General features: G+C 60.5%; 17 protein-coding genes and 1 pseudogene. 10 read left to right on the plus strand and 8 right to left on the minus strand.

Annotated elements, in window-relative coordinates:
• Positions 1–108: 108 nt before the first annotated feature.
• The 4 genes from IB238_RS09350 to IB238_RS09365 all read right to left on the minus strand — a co-directional run bounded on the left by IB238_RS09350 (position 109) and on the right by IB238_RS09365 (position 3,839).
• The gene (locus IB238_RS09350) at positions 109–741 is read right to left on the minus strand and encodes a L,D-transpeptidase (RefSeq protein WP_246723627.1); all 633 of its coding nucleotides are present in this window, start codon (positions 739–741) and stop codon (positions 109–111) included.
• A 56-nt stretch (positions 742–797) separates the two neighbouring features.
• Positions 798–1,730, minus strand: coding sequence for a glycine betaine ABC transporter substrate-binding protein (locus IB238_RS09355; RefSeq protein ID WP_348648250.1), 933 nt, complete (start codon positions 1,728–1,730; stop codon positions 798–800).
• Positions 1,731–2,087: 357 nt separating this feature from the next.
• A complete protein-coding gene (ilvC, locus tag IB238_RS09360; protein ID WP_192245579.1) occupies positions 2,088–3,107 on the minus strand; it encodes a ketol-acid reductoisomerase in 1,020 nt (339 codons plus the stop codon).
• A 45-nt stretch (positions 3,108–3,152) separates the two neighbouring features.
• Entirely contained in the window at positions 3,153–3,839 is a 687-nt protein-coding gene (locus IB238_RS09365) for a TetR/AcrR family transcriptional regulator (RefSeq protein ID WP_192245581.1), read from the minus strand.
• A gap of 233 nt (positions 3,840–4,072) precedes the next feature.
• Between IB238_RS09365 and IB238_RS24545 the strand changes: the two are divergent.
• The 3 genes and pseudogenes from IB238_RS24545 to IB238_RS09380 form a co-directional block, all read left to right on the plus strand.
• Positions 4,073–4,193 (plus strand): annotated as a pseudogene (locus tag IB238_RS24545) (protease); the annotation flags it as partial.
• Between the two features lie 287 nt (positions 4,194–4,480).
• Positions 4,481–4,864, plus strand: coding sequence for a hypothetical protein (locus tag IB238_RS09375; RefSeq protein WP_192245582.1), 384 nt, complete (start codon positions 4,481–4,483; stop codon positions 4,862–4,864).
• A 290-nt stretch (positions 4,865–5,154) separates the two neighbouring features.
• Complete coding sequence (locus IB238_RS09380; protein ID WP_192245584.1) at positions 5,155–5,364, plus strand: cold-shock protein; 210 nt, start codon at positions 5,155–5,157, stop codon at positions 5,362–5,364.
• A 120-nt stretch (positions 5,365–5,484) separates the two neighbouring features.
• Here the strand turns inward: IB238_RS09380 and IB238_RS09385 are convergent, their stop codons facing one another.
• On the minus strand, positions 5,485–5,952 hold the full coding sequence (locus IB238_RS09385) for an Lrp/AsnC family transcriptional regulator (RefSeq protein WP_192245586.1): 468 nt from the start codon (positions 5,950–5,952) through the stop codon (positions 5,485–5,487).
• 173 nt (positions 5,953–6,125) lie between these two features.
• Here IB238_RS09385 and IB238_RS09390 point away from each other — a divergent pair, with 173 nt between their 5' ends.
• The gene (locus IB238_RS09390) at positions 6,126–6,848 is read left to right on the plus strand and encodes an aspartate/glutamate racemase family protein (protein ID WP_192245588.1); all 723 of its coding nucleotides are present in this window, start codon (positions 6,126–6,128) and stop codon (positions 6,846–6,848) included.
• A 135-nt stretch (positions 6,849–6,983) separates the two neighbouring features.
• On the opposite strand, the gene IB238_RS09395 is transcribed toward IB238_RS09390, so the two are convergent.
• Positions 6,984–7,736, minus strand: coding sequence for a pyridoxine 5'-phosphate synthase (locus IB238_RS09395; protein WP_192245590.1), 753 nt, complete (start codon positions 7,734–7,736; stop codon positions 6,984–6,986).
• 290 nt (positions 7,737–8,026) lie between these two features.
• On the opposite strand from IB238_RS09395, the gene IB238_RS09400 reads away from it, so the two are divergent.
• Complete coding sequence (locus tag IB238_RS09400) at positions 8,027–9,127, plus strand: hypothetical protein (protein WP_192245592.1); 1,101 nt, start codon at positions 8,027–8,029, stop codon at positions 9,125–9,127.
• 237 nt (positions 9,128–9,364) lie between these two features.
• Positions 9,365–10,039, plus strand: a complete 675-nt coding sequence (locus tag IB238_RS09405; RefSeq protein WP_192247572.1) for a MerR family transcriptional regulator — start codon at positions 9,365–9,367, stop codon at positions 10,037–10,039.
• A gap of 77 nt (positions 10,040–10,116) precedes the next feature.
• On the opposite strand, the gene IB238_RS09410 is transcribed toward IB238_RS09405, so the two are convergent.
• On the minus strand, positions 10,117–11,244 hold the full coding sequence (locus IB238_RS09410; protein ID WP_192245594.1) for an ATP-dependent RecD-like DNA helicase: 1,128 nt from the start codon (positions 11,242–11,244) through the stop codon (positions 10,117–10,119).
• A 197-nt stretch (positions 11,245–11,441) separates the two neighbouring features.
• Between IB238_RS09410 and IB238_RS09415 the strand changes: the two genes are divergently transcribed.
• The 4 genes from IB238_RS09415 (at position 11,442) to IB238_RS09430 (ending at position 14,373) form a co-directional block, all read left to right on the plus strand.
• Positions 11,442–12,527, plus strand: a complete 1,086-nt coding sequence (locus IB238_RS09415) for an AbrB family transcriptional regulator (RefSeq protein ID WP_192245596.1) — start codon at positions 11,442–11,444, stop codon at positions 12,525–12,527.
• Positions 12,528–12,654: 127 nt separating this feature from the next.
• Complete coding sequence (locus IB238_RS09420; protein WP_192245598.1) at positions 12,655–13,029, plus strand: hypothetical protein; 375 nt, start codon at positions 12,655–12,657, stop codon at positions 13,027–13,029.
• Positions 13,030–13,036: 7 nt separating this feature from the next.
• Positions 13,037–13,594: an RNA polymerase sigma factor gene (locus IB238_RS09425; protein ID WP_192247575.1), complete on the plus strand. Its 558-nt coding sequence runs from the start codon at positions 13,037–13,039 to the stop codon at positions 13,592–13,594.
• Positions 13,591–14,373 carry an anti-sigma factor gene (locus IB238_RS09430; RefSeq protein WP_192245600.1) on the plus strand — a complete coding sequence of 261 codons (783 nt, stop codon included), beginning with the start codon at positions 13,591–13,593 and terminating at the stop codon, positions 14,371–14,373. Before IB238_RS09425 ends, IB238_RS09430 begins: the two co-directional genes overlap by 4 nt.
• Positions 14,374–14,389: 16 nt before the next feature.
• On the opposite strand, the gene IB238_RS09435 is transcribed toward IB238_RS09430, so the two are convergent.
• Complete coding sequence (locus tag IB238_RS09435) at positions 14,390–14,983, minus strand: LysE family translocator (protein ID WP_192245602.1); 594 nt, start codon at positions 14,981–14,983, stop codon at positions 14,390–14,392.
• Positions 14,984–15,082 lie beyond the last annotated feature (99 nt).

Raw genomic sequence — 15,082 nt, forward strand, 5'->3', positions numbered from 1 at the left:
GTGCCCATCGCCAAAATCAGTACCCTGCCAAGCACATTCCCCAAATGCACTGTCGACAAATCTCCACCCTCCGGATCTGTTTGAAATATCTCCATTCTCTTGAAGTCCTCAGACGCCCTTGTAGAGGGCCGCCCCCTGCATCAGCACGATCACCTTCGCGCCAACCTGCACCCGTCCGTACAGGTCGATGATGTCCTCGTTGTTCAAACGGATGCAGCCGGAGGAAACGTCCAGCCCGATCGTCCACGGCTCGATTGTCCCGTGAATGCGGTAGATAGTGTCGCTGTTGCCTTCGTAAAGGTAGAGCGCTCTCGGACCGAGGGGGTTGTCGGGCCGACCGCCCGGCATCCCGGCTGCCCATTTCGCTGCATTCGGATCACGTGCCACCATCTCCGGCGGCGGTGTCCATGTCGGATTCTCGGCCATTCGCCCGACACGCACGATACCGGCCCAGCCAAACCCTTCGCGTCCCACCCCGATGCCATAGCGGATTGCCTGCCCGCCGGGCTGGACGAGATAGAGGAAGTGCTGGTTGCCGTCGATGATGATCGTGCCTGGCACCTCGGCCGTTCTGAACGGTACGACCTGACGGCGGAATGCCTCCGGCACCTGCTTGTTGCGCGCATAGAGCTGCCTGGCCTTCTTCTTGTCGTAGTCGACCCATTTGCCGGTCCTGGCGTCGTAGATCTGTGTTTGGGCCAATGCCACCAGCGGACCGAGACAGACGGCAACCGCTGCCATCGCGAGACTGACGCGGCGCGTCTGCGCAGCAAGATTTTTGCGGGAGCCTCGCAACCTCATGGCTTTGCCCACCCGTCGACGCGGGCGGCATTCTGCTCGACCCATTTTTGCGCGTAAACGAGCGGTTCCTGTCGCTCGACCCCGAGCGCATAACTCATCTGCGTCACCTCCTCGGGTGACAGGTCGACCTTGTCCAGGAAATGTGCAACCTCGGGCCGCTCCTTTGCGAAAGCCGTCCTGTAGGCGATCTGAAAATGGGCCGTATCCCACGCGGTCGCCGCGCTCGACTTCTCGATCCAAAGCGGATCCTGCGCGGACACCAGTTGCCACTTCGCCGGATCGTGCGGCGGCTCCTCGATCCTAATCAGTTCGTGCAGCCCGAAAACGTGATGGGGCGCATAGCAGTAAAAGACCATCGGCTGGCCGGTCGCAACGGCAGCATCGACTGCAGCCATCGCGACGTCCTCCTCCGCTTCGACCAGTGCCAGGGTCGATGCATAGCCATAGCTGTGCGCCCTCACCCGCTCGATGCCCGTCGAAAGCCAGCTCGGCGCACCAATCCACATCTCGCCGCGCCCGTCTCCGTCGGTATCGAGCACTTTGGTTTTTTCGGGGTCACTGAGGTCGGCCACCGTCTTCATCGTCTTGGCCGCCTCGGACGTCGCGCACAGTCCCTGCCAGGCAGAGACGCTCTTGCCCGCAAGCGCCATCACGCCTTTTTCATCAACGTATTTCTTCACCAGAGCGTCGAAATTCGGACGCCACACTTCCGGCTGGACATCGACGACTCCGGTCTCGAGCCCGGCGAAGGATGTCATCGTGCCCATCGGCTGCACATCGGCCTGAAGGCCAAAGGCCTTCTCGATACCCACTTTCAGGATGTTGGCGGTCGCCTGTCCCGACGGCCAGTTCGGTGCCGATATCACGAGGTCCGCAGCTTGCGACGGAAAAGCCGCAAACAACGTGGCGGCAAAAGTGAGATTCAGGATACTTGATGCACTTCGCTTCACAGTGGACTCCCAGGATTTCCAGAAAGAACTGCTTGCATGCGAATGGCTGGCCGCATCTGTGGCGGCGAATCATCAGCTGGCGTGCACAAACGCGGCTTTCGAGCCGATGAAATTGCGGCGAGGATGCACCAGCATTATTGCATCCGTCAACTTGCCGTTGCCGCTTTTGCACGGATGTCCACGGCATCGAGGTATTGCGGCACCGAGGGAAGCAAAAAAGCCGGGTCGTATCCCGGCTTCTTCGCGACCTGACAATTTACAAGACGCTATCGTGATCGACCGCATTAGCCTCGCCCTGCAACGGTCGCAGCGCGAGATGGCCGAGAGCGGCGCCCCTTAGTTGACGCTCTTGTCGACCAGCTTGTTCTTGCCGATCCAGGGCATCATGCCACGCAGCTTGGCGCCGACTTCTTCGATCTGGTGCGAGTCGTTGTTGCGGCGGATACCCTTGAAACGTGCGCCGCCGGCCTTCCATTCCTGCATCCATTCGGAGGTGAACTTGCCGGTCTGGATGTCGTGCAGAACGCGCTTCATCTCGGCCTTGGTTTCGGCGGTGATGATGCGCGGGCCGGTGACGTATTCGCCCCACTCGGCCGTGTTGGAGATCGAGTAGTTCATGTTGGCGATGCCGCCTTCATAGATCAGGTCGACGATCAGCTTCACTTCGTGCAGGCACTCGAAATAGGCCATTTCCGGTGCGTAACCGGCTTCGACCAGGGTTTCGAAACCGGCGCGGATCAGCTCGACGAGACCGCCGCAGAGAACGACCTGTTCGCCGAAGAGGTCGGTTTCGCACTCTTCCTTGAAGTTGGTTTCGATGATGCCCGAACGGCCGCCGCCGACGCCACAAGCGTAGGAGAGCGCGAGGTCAAGGGCGTTGCCCGAAGCGTTCTGATGAACGGCAACGAGGCAGGGAACGCCGCCGCCCTTCTGGTATTCGCCGCGAACGGTGTGGCCCGGGCCCTTCGGCGCGATCATGACAACGTCGACCGTAGCCTTCGGCTCGATGAGGCCGAAGTGGACGTTGAGGCCGTGGGCGAAGGCGATCGCAGCGCCGTCACGGATGTTGCCGGCGATCTCGCCCTTATAGATGTCGGCCTGGAGTTCGTCCGGGGTCGCCATCATCAGGAGGTCGGCCCACTTGGCGGCTTCCGCGACGGTCATAACCTTGAAGCCGTCGGCCTCGGCCTTCTTGACGGTCGGCGAACCGGCCTTGAGCGCGATCACGACGTTCTTGGCGCCGGAATCCTTGAGGTTGAGGGCGTGCGCACGGCCTTGCGAGCCGTAGCCGACGATGGCGACGTTCTTCGCCTTGATGAGGTTGAGATCGGCATCACGATCGTAATAGACGCGCATTGATGTTTCCTTCCCTTGCTTGTCCGTTTTCCTCGAGCGAACGCCCTATGCGTCCGCCATTGCCTGCACGCCGTAGAGAGCAAGGAAGGACGTCACCGCCCGTTCCGCCCGCCCGGCGAATTCCTTTTTCATTGCCTTCGGATCCTCGCCGAGCAGCATCCGCAGATGCCGGTCGGTGACAACAAGCCCGTAGAGCGTGCCGTAGGCTTCGTCGGTATCGTCAAAGGCCAACAGCCCCGCCTTGCGCCCAGCCTCCAACAGCATGGCCGCGCGTCGGCCGATCTGCCGCCGGCCGCGTTCCTCGAGGAGCCGGCCGAGAGTCGGCGCGACACGGCTGGAGCCGCCCCGGCTTGCCTTGCCCACCGTCTGGCCGATTGCCAGTCGGTTCAGCGCCAGCGACACGTCACCGGAAAGGACGTCGAGCAGGTCATGCGCGAATGCCGCGAGATGTCGATGCAGACCTTCGGCCGTGAGTGCTTCGGCACCGACCTCGACAGTGCGAACCTTGCCAGCCTGATACGAGATCATCGCTGAAAGCAGCCCGTCGCGATCGCCGAACCACTTGTAGAGGCTTTCCTTGGAGCAGTTCGCGGCGCGCGCGACACCGGCCGTGGTCACGGCCTTTTCGCCGCCTTCGACGAGCAGGTTGAGCGCGCTTTCAAGCACGGCATTCTGGCGACCGGTCAGACCGACCAATTCCCCTGCTCCTGCGCTTTTCGCTGCGTTCTGCACGTTGCAACTCCATGCGTACCGTACGGTACGGTTCGGCACCTTTGTAATTACCTTGGCGGATGCGGTCAACAGCAAATATTGCGCGCCTTACCTCTGCACCGCATGGCTCGCGCCATGCACAACCAACCGGGCGCTTGCGCATTCCCATCAACCAGCAATTTCGAGCCGTTGTAAGCCGATAGTACCCCTCGGGGCGCTGGTAGGCACGACTGTCAGTTTCCAGGGAGGATCGAATGACGGCCAAGAAAATCCAGATGATCACCCGGCCACTTTGCTGAAGACTACGAAACCATGGTTCCGTTCCAGACGCTGTTGACCTGCGGTCATACCGTGCATGTAGTCTGCCCCGGCAAGCTGAGCCTCCGATCTCGGCCAGCCGATTCGCGCAAAATCAGCTGATAAAGCGCAAACCACAAGGCTTGAATCAATACATATACAGTTTGCCTCAACCGTTTGAACTGAAACAAAATTTCTTCAGATCGACCGTAGGCTTCAGGTTTGCGCATCATTTTTCTCTTCCCAAGTCATTTCATCTCGATAGAATTGGTGAGGTCACTTGCCGCGCGGTTGTGACCTTGAGATGCAGCGCGGCGCACTGCTGCAGGAGTAAGCAGCCACCCCCGACGCCAAGGAGACAGAAAATGATGAATTTCCTGCCTGACCTTCACGAAGGACACGCTCCCATCACCCTGCAACACCTGTTTCGCGATGCGATCGAGGCCTTCGACGACTGGAAAGTCGGCGAGGCTGAACCGTCGGTGATGCATGACGGCACTCTGGTGCCGATTAGCATCGTCTTTGATGCCTTGCGCGAGTGCACCGATATCGTGCCCAAGACTGTCATGGAAATGGTGGCCCTGCGGCTGACCAAGCCCTGGGATGGCGATGGCCCGCTGGACGCCATGACCTTTTCCACCGCCGCCCGGGTCATGGGCATCCTGATCCGCAAACGTCGCCTTCAAGAGGGCGTGAACGAGGCGCTCTTCGTCGCAAGCGCACCTCGCGTCTCGCCGCAGCTTCATTGACATCCGTCGACACTTCACATTGATTGTCGCCGCGCCTAGGTCAGGCGCGGCGATTTGCATCCCGCCGAAACCTGCGGAAGTCCCTATATCGAAAACACATTTCGCCGTTCCCTTGACGTTTTGCCGCGAAGCATTTATATGGCACGCATCGAGATTTGAACGACGACTTTTGCTATTGCGCCCTTGTGGTGCAGATTGACGAACTTCCCTTCAAATTCGACTAAGCAGGATTTTCGGCTAAGGAGCCGGGGATCCGTGAATGATTTGCCGGAGAAGAAAAGGTTTTCGTTATGGCAACTGGTACTGTAAAATGGTTCAACACCACCAAGGGTTATGGCTTCATCGCTCCCGATAGCGGCGAGCCGGATGTATTCGTACACATCTCTGCCGTTCAGCGCGCGGGCCTCGCAGGCCTGAACGATGGCCAGAAGGTAAGCTACGAACTCGTCCGCGACCGCAAGTCGGGCAAGATGTCGGCTGACCAGTTGGAAGCAGCCTAATCACCCCCTCGGGTGAATTCCGCCGCCGACCACGGATGTACTGGCCGCGGCAGGAATGAAGGGAAGGCCGGATTTTTCCGGCCTTTTTTGTTGCCTGCAATCCGTTCGCCGCACAGCACACTACCTCGCATAGGCGACCGGAACCTCGTTTCCGCTTTTCAGCACCTCCATCGAAATCGAGGCTGACACGTCGAACAGTTCGACTTTGCGGACGATCTCCTTGTAGATGACGTCGTAGTGCTCGACCCGAGGCAGAACGATCTTCAGGATGTAGTCGTAGTTGCCGGTCAGACGGTGCGCCTCGACGATCTCGGCAATGCCGCTTATGGCTTTGCGGAAAAGCTCGATCCACTCATCGGAGTGGTGTGCCGTCTTGATGAGGGCAAAGACCGTCGTCGGCACGCCCATCTTCTCGCGATCGAGTACCGCCACCTTCCTGGCGATATAGCCATTCTCTTCAAGCCGCTGAATGCGGCGCGCGCAGGCCGATAGCGACAGGTTCACACGCTCGGCCAGCTCCGCCACTGATACACCCGCGTCCGCCTGCAGCATTGCCAGAAGCTTGGTGTCACGCTCATCCAGATTCATGCACTCATTTCCCGCACAAGATGATTGATGCGCGAATAATTCCTGCAAAACTCAAATCACGCAACACATATTGCGCACTCGCCCCACGACCGAAGTCGCACATTGCAAACAAATGGCGTCGCGCCAGATGCATACTGCCGTCACCCAACCCCTGGCAGTGAAAGGCAGTACACATGAAGACGATCGGCCTCATCGGCGGCATGAGCTTCGAAAGCACGGCAGTCTACTATCGGATGATCAACGAGGCCGTGCGCGAACGGCGCGGCGCTCTTCATTCCGCCGAAATCGTTCTCCATTCGGTCGACTTCCAGGGCATTGTCGACCTGCAGAAAGCCGGTCGTTGGGATCTCGCCGGCGAGCGTCTTGGCGCCGTCGCCAAGGGTTTGGAAAACGCTGGCGCCACATGCGCCCTGATCTGCACGAACACGATGCATCTCGTCGCGGACGCGGTCCAGGCTGCCATCGAGGTCCCCGTCATCAACATCATCGACGAGACTGCGCGTGCGTTGAAGGCCGCCGGCAAGGAGCGACCTTTGCTGCTCGCGACCCGGTACACGATGGAGCAAGGCTTTTACGCCGAGCGGATGGCAGATAGGGGCATCACCATCATAGTTCCGGACGCCGACGACCGGACGACGGTCCACGACGTGATCTTCCAGGAGCTCTGTGCCGGGAAAGTTCTCGATTCATCCCGTGACAAACTTCTGGCAATTGTCGAGAAGGCGAAGCTCGCAGGCGCTGACAGCGTCATTCTCGGATGCACCGAAATCTGCCTGATCCTGGATCCCGCCGTACTCCCTCTCCCCGGCTTCGATTCCACGGCAATCCATGCCGAAGCCGCCGTCGACTTCGCGCTTGGCGAAAGCGTCGGTGCCTCGAAAATGATCGCGGCCTGAGGGCAATACCGGCGCGGTGCAATTGCGTGCGACACGATCCAGTTCGCACGCTTTTCCGCTCAGAGCCGGCTGACCGGTGGTCGACGCCGACGAGGATGCCTCAGATCAACTGACGGTCCACTCCATGTTTTACGCTTAGGCGTCCTGTCCGCAGGCGCGTCGGAAGCGGTGGACGGTTTCGGCCATGCCATATTCCAGTGCATCCGCCGTCAGCCCGTGCCCGATTGACACCTCGGCGAGTTTCGGAATGCGGGCGACCAGTGCCGGCAGGTTTGCGACAGTCAGGTCGTGGCCGGCGTTGACGTCGAGGCCGAGGTCGAAGGCGATATCCGCCGTCTGCCCGAGCGCCTCCACGAGCGTCTGAGCGCGCGCGGGAGCGTCATAGCAGCCGCCATAGGGGCCGGTGTAGAGCTCGACCCGATCGGCGCCGACCTCCTTTGCGATCTTCAGAGCATCGCGATCTGGATCGCCGTCGGCAAAGAGCGAGACCCGCAAACCAAGCTGCTTCACGCGACCGACCACACTTTCAAGCAGCTTTCGGTGTTTGCGAAAGTCCCAGCCATGATCGGATGTCGCCTGTGACGGATCGTCGGGAACAAGCGTCACCTGCTCCGGTCGATGCTCCTCAACTAGGCGCAGAAAGCCTTCTTCCGGAAAGCCTTCCATATTGAACTCGGCGCCGTGAAAGGAGCCGTCGATCAACTCCTGGATGGGACCGAGATCGGAGAAACGGATGTGGCGCTGGTCCGGTCTCGGATGCACCGTCAGGCCGCTGGCGCCAGCCTCAAGGGCGATGCGACCGAGACCGGTTACGCTGGGCCACGGCAGGTCGCGCCGGTTCCGGAGCATTGCAATCGCATTCAGATTGACCGACAGTTTTGCAGCCATGGCAGCACCTTCGTTGTTTTCGAACGAGAGGTCTAGCCTGTTGTTTCCTTTCGTTCAATCGGCGTTTATCCTTCTTGACGGCATCCGGCGCTGGCTGTCGCGCGCCATCCCGTCGTTCGCTCACAGCGGCACGACAGCAACACTGAGTTGTTAATTGTTCGACTGCGACCAGACGACAGCTTGTATGCACAAAAGATTCACCGGTAGGGTCGGCGCAAAAGATGAGCCCAAACTCTCTGCCCTGAAGTCCGGCCAATGAGCTTCAACATGATCACAGCGGAAAAATCGCGATGAAAGGTGCGGCAGCGCCCACCGAGCAAATGATTCGAGCTTGCGCGCAGGATATCCTTGCAAGCCGGGCATTTTCTCGTTCCGGGCGGCTCCGCGCCTTTCTCGAGTACGTGGTCGAGCGTGAATTGACGGGCAAAGCCAGCCAACTGAAAGGCTATACGATCGGCATCGACGTCTTCGGACGGCCAATCGGCTTCGATGCGGGCACCGACCCGATCGTCCGTGTGCAGGCAGGCAAGCTCAGGAAACTCCTTAAGGAGTATTATGAGAACGAGGGCGCAGACACGCCACTGCGCATCCGCATTCCGATCGGAAGCTACGTACCGGAATATGAAAGAACTGCACCGAGAGTCTGCGAACTTGGTAGAGCGGAGGTTGCAGCCGATTTTTGCCGAAGGCGCCGGAAACGGAACGGCTGGCGCCGATGCTGGAGACCGGCTCCGGTATCGTCGCATCTTGCGATTCTGACCTTGCTGCCCCTGTTCATACTGCTGCCGGCCACCTATCCGAAGACAATTGTCACGTCGATTGCAAATGCCAGGATTTCGCTGACAGCGGCCGAAATTGATCGCGTCAGCACTTTGCCAAACCTGCGCATTGAGCCCTGCCCGAAAGCTGGCGGGTGCCGGGATTTCGCCGACGCCATCGGGAAAGCGGCAAGCTACTACCGGACGATTCATCTGCGCGCCGAAACCGAGCACGACCAGGCAGGTCCGCTTTCATATACGATCCGTGTCGAAACCTGGCGCGGGCACAAGGACGTCTATGCCCGGCTCGTCCATAATCAGAGTGGCGAGACGGTACATGCGCAGCATTTCCGTCCCGGTGACCTCGACGACGCGATCGGGATTGCCTACGAAGCAGTCGCCTTTACCGGACGGACGCTCTCCGCCAACGGACGTCTCTATCTGCATGCAGCGCAATTGGGCGCTGCGAGCGCTATGATGACATGCCTGCAGGAGGCTGATCGACAGCGCTACGCCGGTGGTGCTCCCACCCCTTGCGATCAGGACTCGACCAACGATATCGAACAGGTGAGCCGCGTGAGCCATCTCGACGGCGCATACAAGCGCAGCCTTCCCTTCCGTGTCCTTTTCTGACGAACACATGTAAAATCAATTGGATCCCTAGATATAGGGGTATGAAACTTCGCGCGTGGGGTTTAATCTTTTTGCATTCCAGCAATGTCACGCACGCAGGTCGCGACGTTGCGAACAGGATTTTAGCTTCGACGACAAGATCGGGAACATCGGACGCTTCGAGCTCTGGCGGCACCTCGATCCTGCAGATTGATGGGGGGTATTATCGATGCCGGCAATTCTGCCAAGGTGGTCTTCATGATGACGCGTGAGACCGGGAAAGCCGTGACATTGAGTGGACGTGCTATCCGCTTCCTGCCTGCTGCCCCATTGCCCAATGACCTGCCGGAAGGCCGGCTCGCTATCGCCGACATGGCGAACGCCTTCGGCGTCACCCACCGCACGTTGCATTTCTACGAGGAGAAAGGGCTGCTGACTGCAGCGCGCGTCGGCCCAATGCGCGTCTACGGCCCCGAAGAGATCCAGCAAATGGCGGTGGTCAACACCTGCCGCGAAACCGGCATGCCCGTTGCAGCCATCCAGGAGCTACTTGAGGCGCTTGGCGATGCAGCGAGCCAGGAGGAGGCGGACGCCATCTTCCGAGGAGCCATGATCGCCCGAAAGCGCGAACTGACGGCCCAGCAGTCAACCATCCGCCGTCAGATGCAGCAGATCGGCGAACTACTCGAATTCCGTGCCGGACATGAAGTTGAAATGAACGACAATACCCGGCCGGAAGCGCTTTCCGATCTGGAACTGCGTTGCCTGACGCTCATGGCGGAGGGATATCCGACCACCCGAATCGCCCGCGCGTTGGACGTTGAACCCGGCCAGGTACAGGCGATGGAGAAGGAAATCATCCGCAAGTTCGATGGCAACAACCGTTTCCAGGCCGTGGCCAAGGCCGTGCTTCTCGGCGTCATCGGAAACTAAAAACTGCCAGGGACATCGTGCAGCGATGTCCTGCGAATCATCAACCGATGCCACACCGGCTACGCGCACGATTGTACTCAGCGTACGATCGTGAGCGTCTCGGCGGCACGCGTGATCGCCGTATAGAGCCACCGTTCGCGCGTGTCGCGAAATGCCCAGCTCTCATCGAACAGTACGACGTCGTTCCACTGCGAGCCCTGCGCCTTGTGGACGGTCAGGGCATAGCCGTAGTCGAACTCGTCGTAGCGCTTGCGCGTCGACCACGGGATTTCTTCTTCGACATTCTCGAAAGCCGCCTTCAGCAGCTTGATCTTCGCTGCGCCCCTGTCCATGTCGTCGTCCTCGGGACGGACCAGCAGGTTGATACCCGGCTTCACCGTTTCCTTTGACGACGTCATCACCTGCCACAGCGAGCCGTTGAGCAAGCCCTTGGCGGGATCATTGCGCAGGCAGACGAGCTTGTCGCCCGATTGAGGATAGTCCGTTGTGAAGCCCTTCAGTTCCCGCAGGCGCGTATTGTATCGCCGGCGCGTCTTGTTGGTGCCGACCAGCACTTGATCGGCATCGAGCACCAGCGACTGCGTCACCTCGCCCTTCGGAATCACCTTCGCAGCGCCCCAGTCGCCATAGGTGATCTCCTTGCCCTCGCGCACCTGCATCGCGAGCTGGATGATCGGGTTGTCGCGCGCCTGGCGATGGATGTCGGTCAGCAGATAGTCGGGCTCCTGGCTGGTGAAGAAGCCGCCGCCGGAGACTGGCGGCAGCTGCCCGGGATCGCCGAGAACGAGGATTGGTGTACCGAAACTCATCAGGTCCTTGCCAAGGGCCTCGTCCACCATCGAGCACTCGTCGACGATGATCAGTGGCGCTTTTGCGACCGGGCTCTGGCGGTTGATGGAGAACATCGGCGCGATCGAGGTCTTGCCGGTTTCCTCGTCTTCCACCTCTTCCTCGCCGCGCGGCCGGTAGATCAACGAGTGAATCGTCCGGGCGTTGCTGGCGCCCTTCGAGCGAAGCACCTGCGCCGCCTTGCCGGTGAAGGCAGCAAACAGCACCTCGCCATCCACGTTCTCGGCAAAGTGCCGGGCAAGCGTCGTCTTGCCCGTGCCGGCATAGCCGAACAGCCTGAATAGCGGGGATCGGCCTTCCTTCAGCCACCGGGAGACAGCCTTGAGCGCCTCGTCCTGTTGCGGTGCAAATTCCATGGTCCGGACTTGCCAGGATTCGGACAACGGATGCAAGGAAAACAGCGCGACTCTCAAGAGAGCATTAGCGGCGAGCGGCCGGCAGCCTATTCCCTCCAACACCGTGAGCGGGAATTAGTGCTGGCGCGATATCCCGCTCCGCAATATTTAAACCTTATGAGCCGCTGTCTCCCGATCAGGATTCCGGAAAGCATCCAGTGAACGCCGATATCCCCTCTCCTGCCGAAGCCGCCGAGGTCTCCGGTTTCGGACGTCTTTCGGCCACGGCGCAATGGCTCTTGCTGTTCGTTCTGTCCGTGCCGCTCACGGCGGTGCTTGAGGTCATCGGCCTTCCCGCTGGTCTGTTGATGGGCCCATTGTTGGCCGGCGTGATCGTTGGCATGAACGGCGGCACCATTCGTCTGCCAGGCATCTTCTTCTTCGTTGTCCAGATTGTGCTGGCCATGATGGTCGCCGGCATGGTTTCACCTAACCTCGTCAGTACCTTCCTTTCTCGCTGGCCGCTTTTCCTCGCAATCGTTCTTTCAGTCATTTTCATGAGCACCCTTTGCGGCTGGGTCATCACCCGGATGCGCATTTTGCCGGGAACAACCGCGATCTGGGGTTCGTCGGCGGGTGCTGCCTCGACCATGCTGCTGATGGCAGGTGCCTGCGGCGCCGATGTCCGGCTCGTCGCCTTCATGCAATATATGCGGGTCGTTTTCGTTGCGACGCTCGCGACCCTGATCGCACATTTCGGTGGTCATCAGGCGATGGATCAGCCGGCTGCGTTTTTCAGCCCGTTCTCCATGAAGAGCGTCGCGCTAACGCTCGCAATCGGCATTGTTTGCGGCCTTGTCGGCCGCCACCTTCGCATTCCTGCCGGTGCATTTATCGCGCCATTTGCCGTCGGCTCGACGCTCAGCCTCACCGGCGCGCTTGCTGTCGAGCTGCCACAATGGCTGCTCGCGATCTCGTTTGCCCTGCTCGGCTGGAATATCGGCCTCGGCTTCACACGGCAGATCCTGCACCACGCCCGCCGTGCGCTCGTGCCGACGATCCTCTCCATCGTCGCCTTGCTCGCCTTCTCCGGTCTCTTGGCGGTGCTGCTCGTCGCGATGCTCGGCATTGATCCGATGACGGCCTACCTGGCGACGAGCCCGGGCGGGCTCGATTCGATTGCCGTCATTGCTGCCTCCAGCGAGGTCGACATTTCCTTTGTCATGGCGTTGCAGACGGCACGGCTTGTGATCATCACGCTGATCGGCCCCGTTATTGCCCGCTTCGTCGCCGACCGCGCTTAGCGTCAGAACCCCCAGCTTTGTCGAAATCTTCTTTCCACTGCAGCGGGAATACAACGCTATCCTTCGGTGTCTCATGGCTGCACCCGCTGTTGGCGGACCGACCCACGTGACACAGGAAACCAGCCCCATGAAGACACTACCGCTCGCAATCGCCGCATTCGCCGTTACGGCCACCGCTGCCTTTGCCGCCGCACCCGTGAAGACCGTAAAGACCGAGAAAGGCGAAGTGCTTGCCGGTGAGAACGGCATGACGCTCTATACCTACAAGGACGATTCCAAGGGCACATCGACCTGCTACGACAAATGCGCAGTCAACTGGCCGCCGCTCAAGGCGGATGCCAATGCGAAAGCCGAAGGCGCATACACGGTGATCGATCGCAAGGACGGCACGAAACAGTGGGCAAAGGGCGGTATGCCGCTTTACTATTTCATCAAGGACAAGAAGGAAGGCGACGTCACTGGTGACGGCGTGAAAGGCGAATGGGATGCCGCAAGGCCCTGACGACGGCATGCGCAAATCCGGCACGGAAGCGGAGACTGGCCTGACGGAGGTCGGCGTTGCGGCGCCGGCCTCCTTCGAGCAGGCGCTGCTCGCGCTAGTGCCAGGACTTCGGCGCTATTCGCACAGCCTTTCGCGTTCCGACGCGGACGGAGAGGATTTGCTGCAGGATTGCGTCGAGACGGTATTGACCCGGCGCGCGCAATGGCGCGGCATCAATCTACGCGGATGGGCCTTCACCATCATGACGAACCTGTACCGCAACCGTCATCGCAGCGCGGTGCGCCGGCCGACCGCCGCGATCGAGGAAGCGGAGAACATGGCCCTGCCCGACCAGATCGGCGATCCGCTGGAGCGTGCGCGCGTCCGCGCAGCACTCGAAACACTGTCGCCGGAGTACCGCACGACCCTGATGCTGGTGGTCGTCGAGGGCTACAGCTACCAGGAGGCGGCGGACATTACGGCGATCCCGATTGGAACCGTCATGTCGCGGCTGTCGCGCGCGCGCCATCAGCTTGCCGAGCGGCTTGCGAAAGACAACATCGTCGCTCTCAGGAGACCGAAATGAACGAAACGAGGGGCATCGTGGGCGAGAACGACCTGCACGCCTATGTGGACGGGCTGCTCGACGAGGGTCGCCGGGCCGAGGTGGAGGCCTGGCTCGCGCTCCATCCACAGGAAGCCGAGCGCGTGGCAAGCTGGTCGATGCAGAATGAGCGCATCCGCGAAGCCTTCTCCGCCGATTTTGCCTCTAGCAGTGAGGACCGGCGGATGATCGAGCCGAGGCGCCCGGGATTCCTGACGCATCTCCTGCGCTCCGCGGCAGCGGCTGCGGCGGCTTTGCTTGTTTTCGCCGCAGGCTACGGCACCGGCCGCCTGGTGACGCAAGACGCTCCCCCGACAATGACCGCGGCAACAGCCGGCCTCGCGAACGAGGCGCGATCCGCTTTCTTGATCTACGCGAGCGAGGTCCGTCATCCGGTCGAGGTTGGCGCCGACCAGCAGGAGCATCTCGCCGCCTGGCTCGGAAAACGTCTCGATTATCATCTGCGCCTGCCGGATCTCTCATCGCTCGGTTACAGCCTCGTCGGCGGGCGGCTCGTGCCGGTGGGCGGCAGGCCGGGAGCGCTGCTCATGTATCAGAACGGCGGCGGCCAGCGCCTGACCATGATGATCGGCCGCAATGAGGATAATCGCGAAACAAGCTTCCGCCTCGACACCGACGATCCGGTGCGCACCTTCTACTGGATCGACGGCCCGATAGGCTATGCCGTGACGGGCGAGATATCGGCTGACGAACTTCGCGCGGTGGCCGACGAATGCTACCGGCAGATGGAAGATGCGTGAGAACGACCTGTCTCTTTCAACGCAGCATTGGCCAGAGGCTTGCCACCAGAAGCAGCGCCATCGTTACGTTGAAAGCCCTCAGCCTGGCTGGCACGGACAACCATTCGCGCAAAGCCGAGCCGAAACCGGCCCAGGTCGACACGCTCGGGAAATTGACGGCGGCAAAGGCCACTCCCACGAGTAATACGCTCATCGTGTAGTTGGCCGGCACGGTGTAGGTCGCCATGGCCGAGACCGCCATCACCCACGCCTTGGGGTTGACCCACTGGAAGGCCGCCGCCTCCAGAAAAGTCATCGGCCGGGCGCCCGCCGCGCCGTCGCTCAGCGTGTTGGATGTCGCAATCTTCCAGGCGATCCAGACGAGATATGCCCCACCGACGAATTTCAGCGCTGTGTAGAGCATAGGCACGGTCTGGAGGAGCGCACCGAGTCCGAACCCCACGGCCAGCAGCAAGGTCAGGAATCCTGCGCCAATGCCGCACATATGGGGGATTGTCCGAACGAATCCAAAGTTCACACCGGAGGCAAAGAGCATCATATTGTTCGGACCGGGTGTGATGGATGTAGTAAAGGCAAAGACGACGAGCGCCAGAAAGACTTCGACCTGCAAGAGTATTCTCCTGGCACAAACCAATGATCGGCCATTCGTAGGTCAAATGCATGGAACGACCAGACAAATCTTGTCATACTTGGCATTCGTGAATGTGAT

The organism is Rhizobium sp. ARZ01 (assembly GCF_014851675.1).
GTDB lineage: Bacteria > Pseudomonadota > Alphaproteobacteria > Rhizobiales > Rhizobiaceae > Mycoplana.

What these genes read in the sequence shown, in the direction of transcription:
- IB238_RS09350 (WP_246723627.1), bottom strand. Translation starts at nt 741, where the DNA reads ATGGCAGCGGTTGCCGTCTGTCTCGGTCCGCTGGTGGCATTGGCCCAA.
- ilvC (WP_192245579.1), bottom strand. Translation starts at nt 3,107, where the DNA reads ATGCGCGTCTATTACGATCGTGATGCCGATCTCAACCTCATCAAGGCG.
- IB238_RS09375 (WP_192245582.1), top strand. Translation starts at nt 4,481, where the DNA reads ATGATGAATTTCCTGCCTGACCTTCACGAAGGACACGCTCCCATCACC.
- IB238_RS09380 (WP_192245584.1), top strand. Translation starts at nt 5,155, where the DNA reads ATGGCAACTGGTACTGTAAAATGGTTCAACACCACCAAGGGTTATGGC.
- IB238_RS09385 (WP_192245586.1), bottom strand. Translation starts at nt 5,952, where the DNA reads ATGAATCTGGATGAGCGTGACACCAAGCTTCTGGCAATGCTGCAGGCG.
- IB238_RS09390 (WP_192245588.1), top strand. Translation starts at nt 6,126, where the DNA reads ATGAAGACGATCGGCCTCATCGGCGGCATGAGCTTCGAAAGCACGGCA.
- IB238_RS09395 (WP_192245590.1), bottom strand. Translation starts at nt 7,736, where the DNA reads ATGGCTGCAAAACTGTCGGTCAATCTGAATGCGATTGCAATGCTCCGG.
- IB238_RS09400 (WP_192245592.1), top strand. Translation starts at nt 8,027, where the DNA reads ATGAAAGGTGCGGCAGCGCCCACCGAGCAAATGATTCGAGCTTGCGCG.
- IB238_RS09405 (WP_192247572.1), top strand. Translation starts at nt 9,365, where the DNA reads ATGATGACGCGTGAGACCGGGAAAGCCGTGACATTGAGTGGACGTGCT.
- IB238_RS09410 (WP_192245594.1), bottom strand. Translation starts at nt 11,244, where the DNA reads ATGGAATTTGCACCGCAACAGGACGAGGCGCTCAAGGCTGTCTCCCGG.
- IB238_RS09420 (WP_192245598.1), top strand. Translation starts at nt 12,655, where the DNA reads ATGAAGACACTACCGCTCGCAATCGCCGCATTCGCCGTTACGGCCACC.
- IB238_RS09425 (WP_192247575.1), top strand. Translation starts at nt 13,037, where the DNA reads ATGCGCAAATCCGGCACGGAAGCGGAGACTGGCCTGACGGAGGTCGGC.
- IB238_RS09430 (WP_192245600.1), top strand. Translation starts at nt 13,591, where the DNA reads ATGAACGAAACGAGGGGCATCGTGGGCGAGAACGACCTGCACGCCTAT.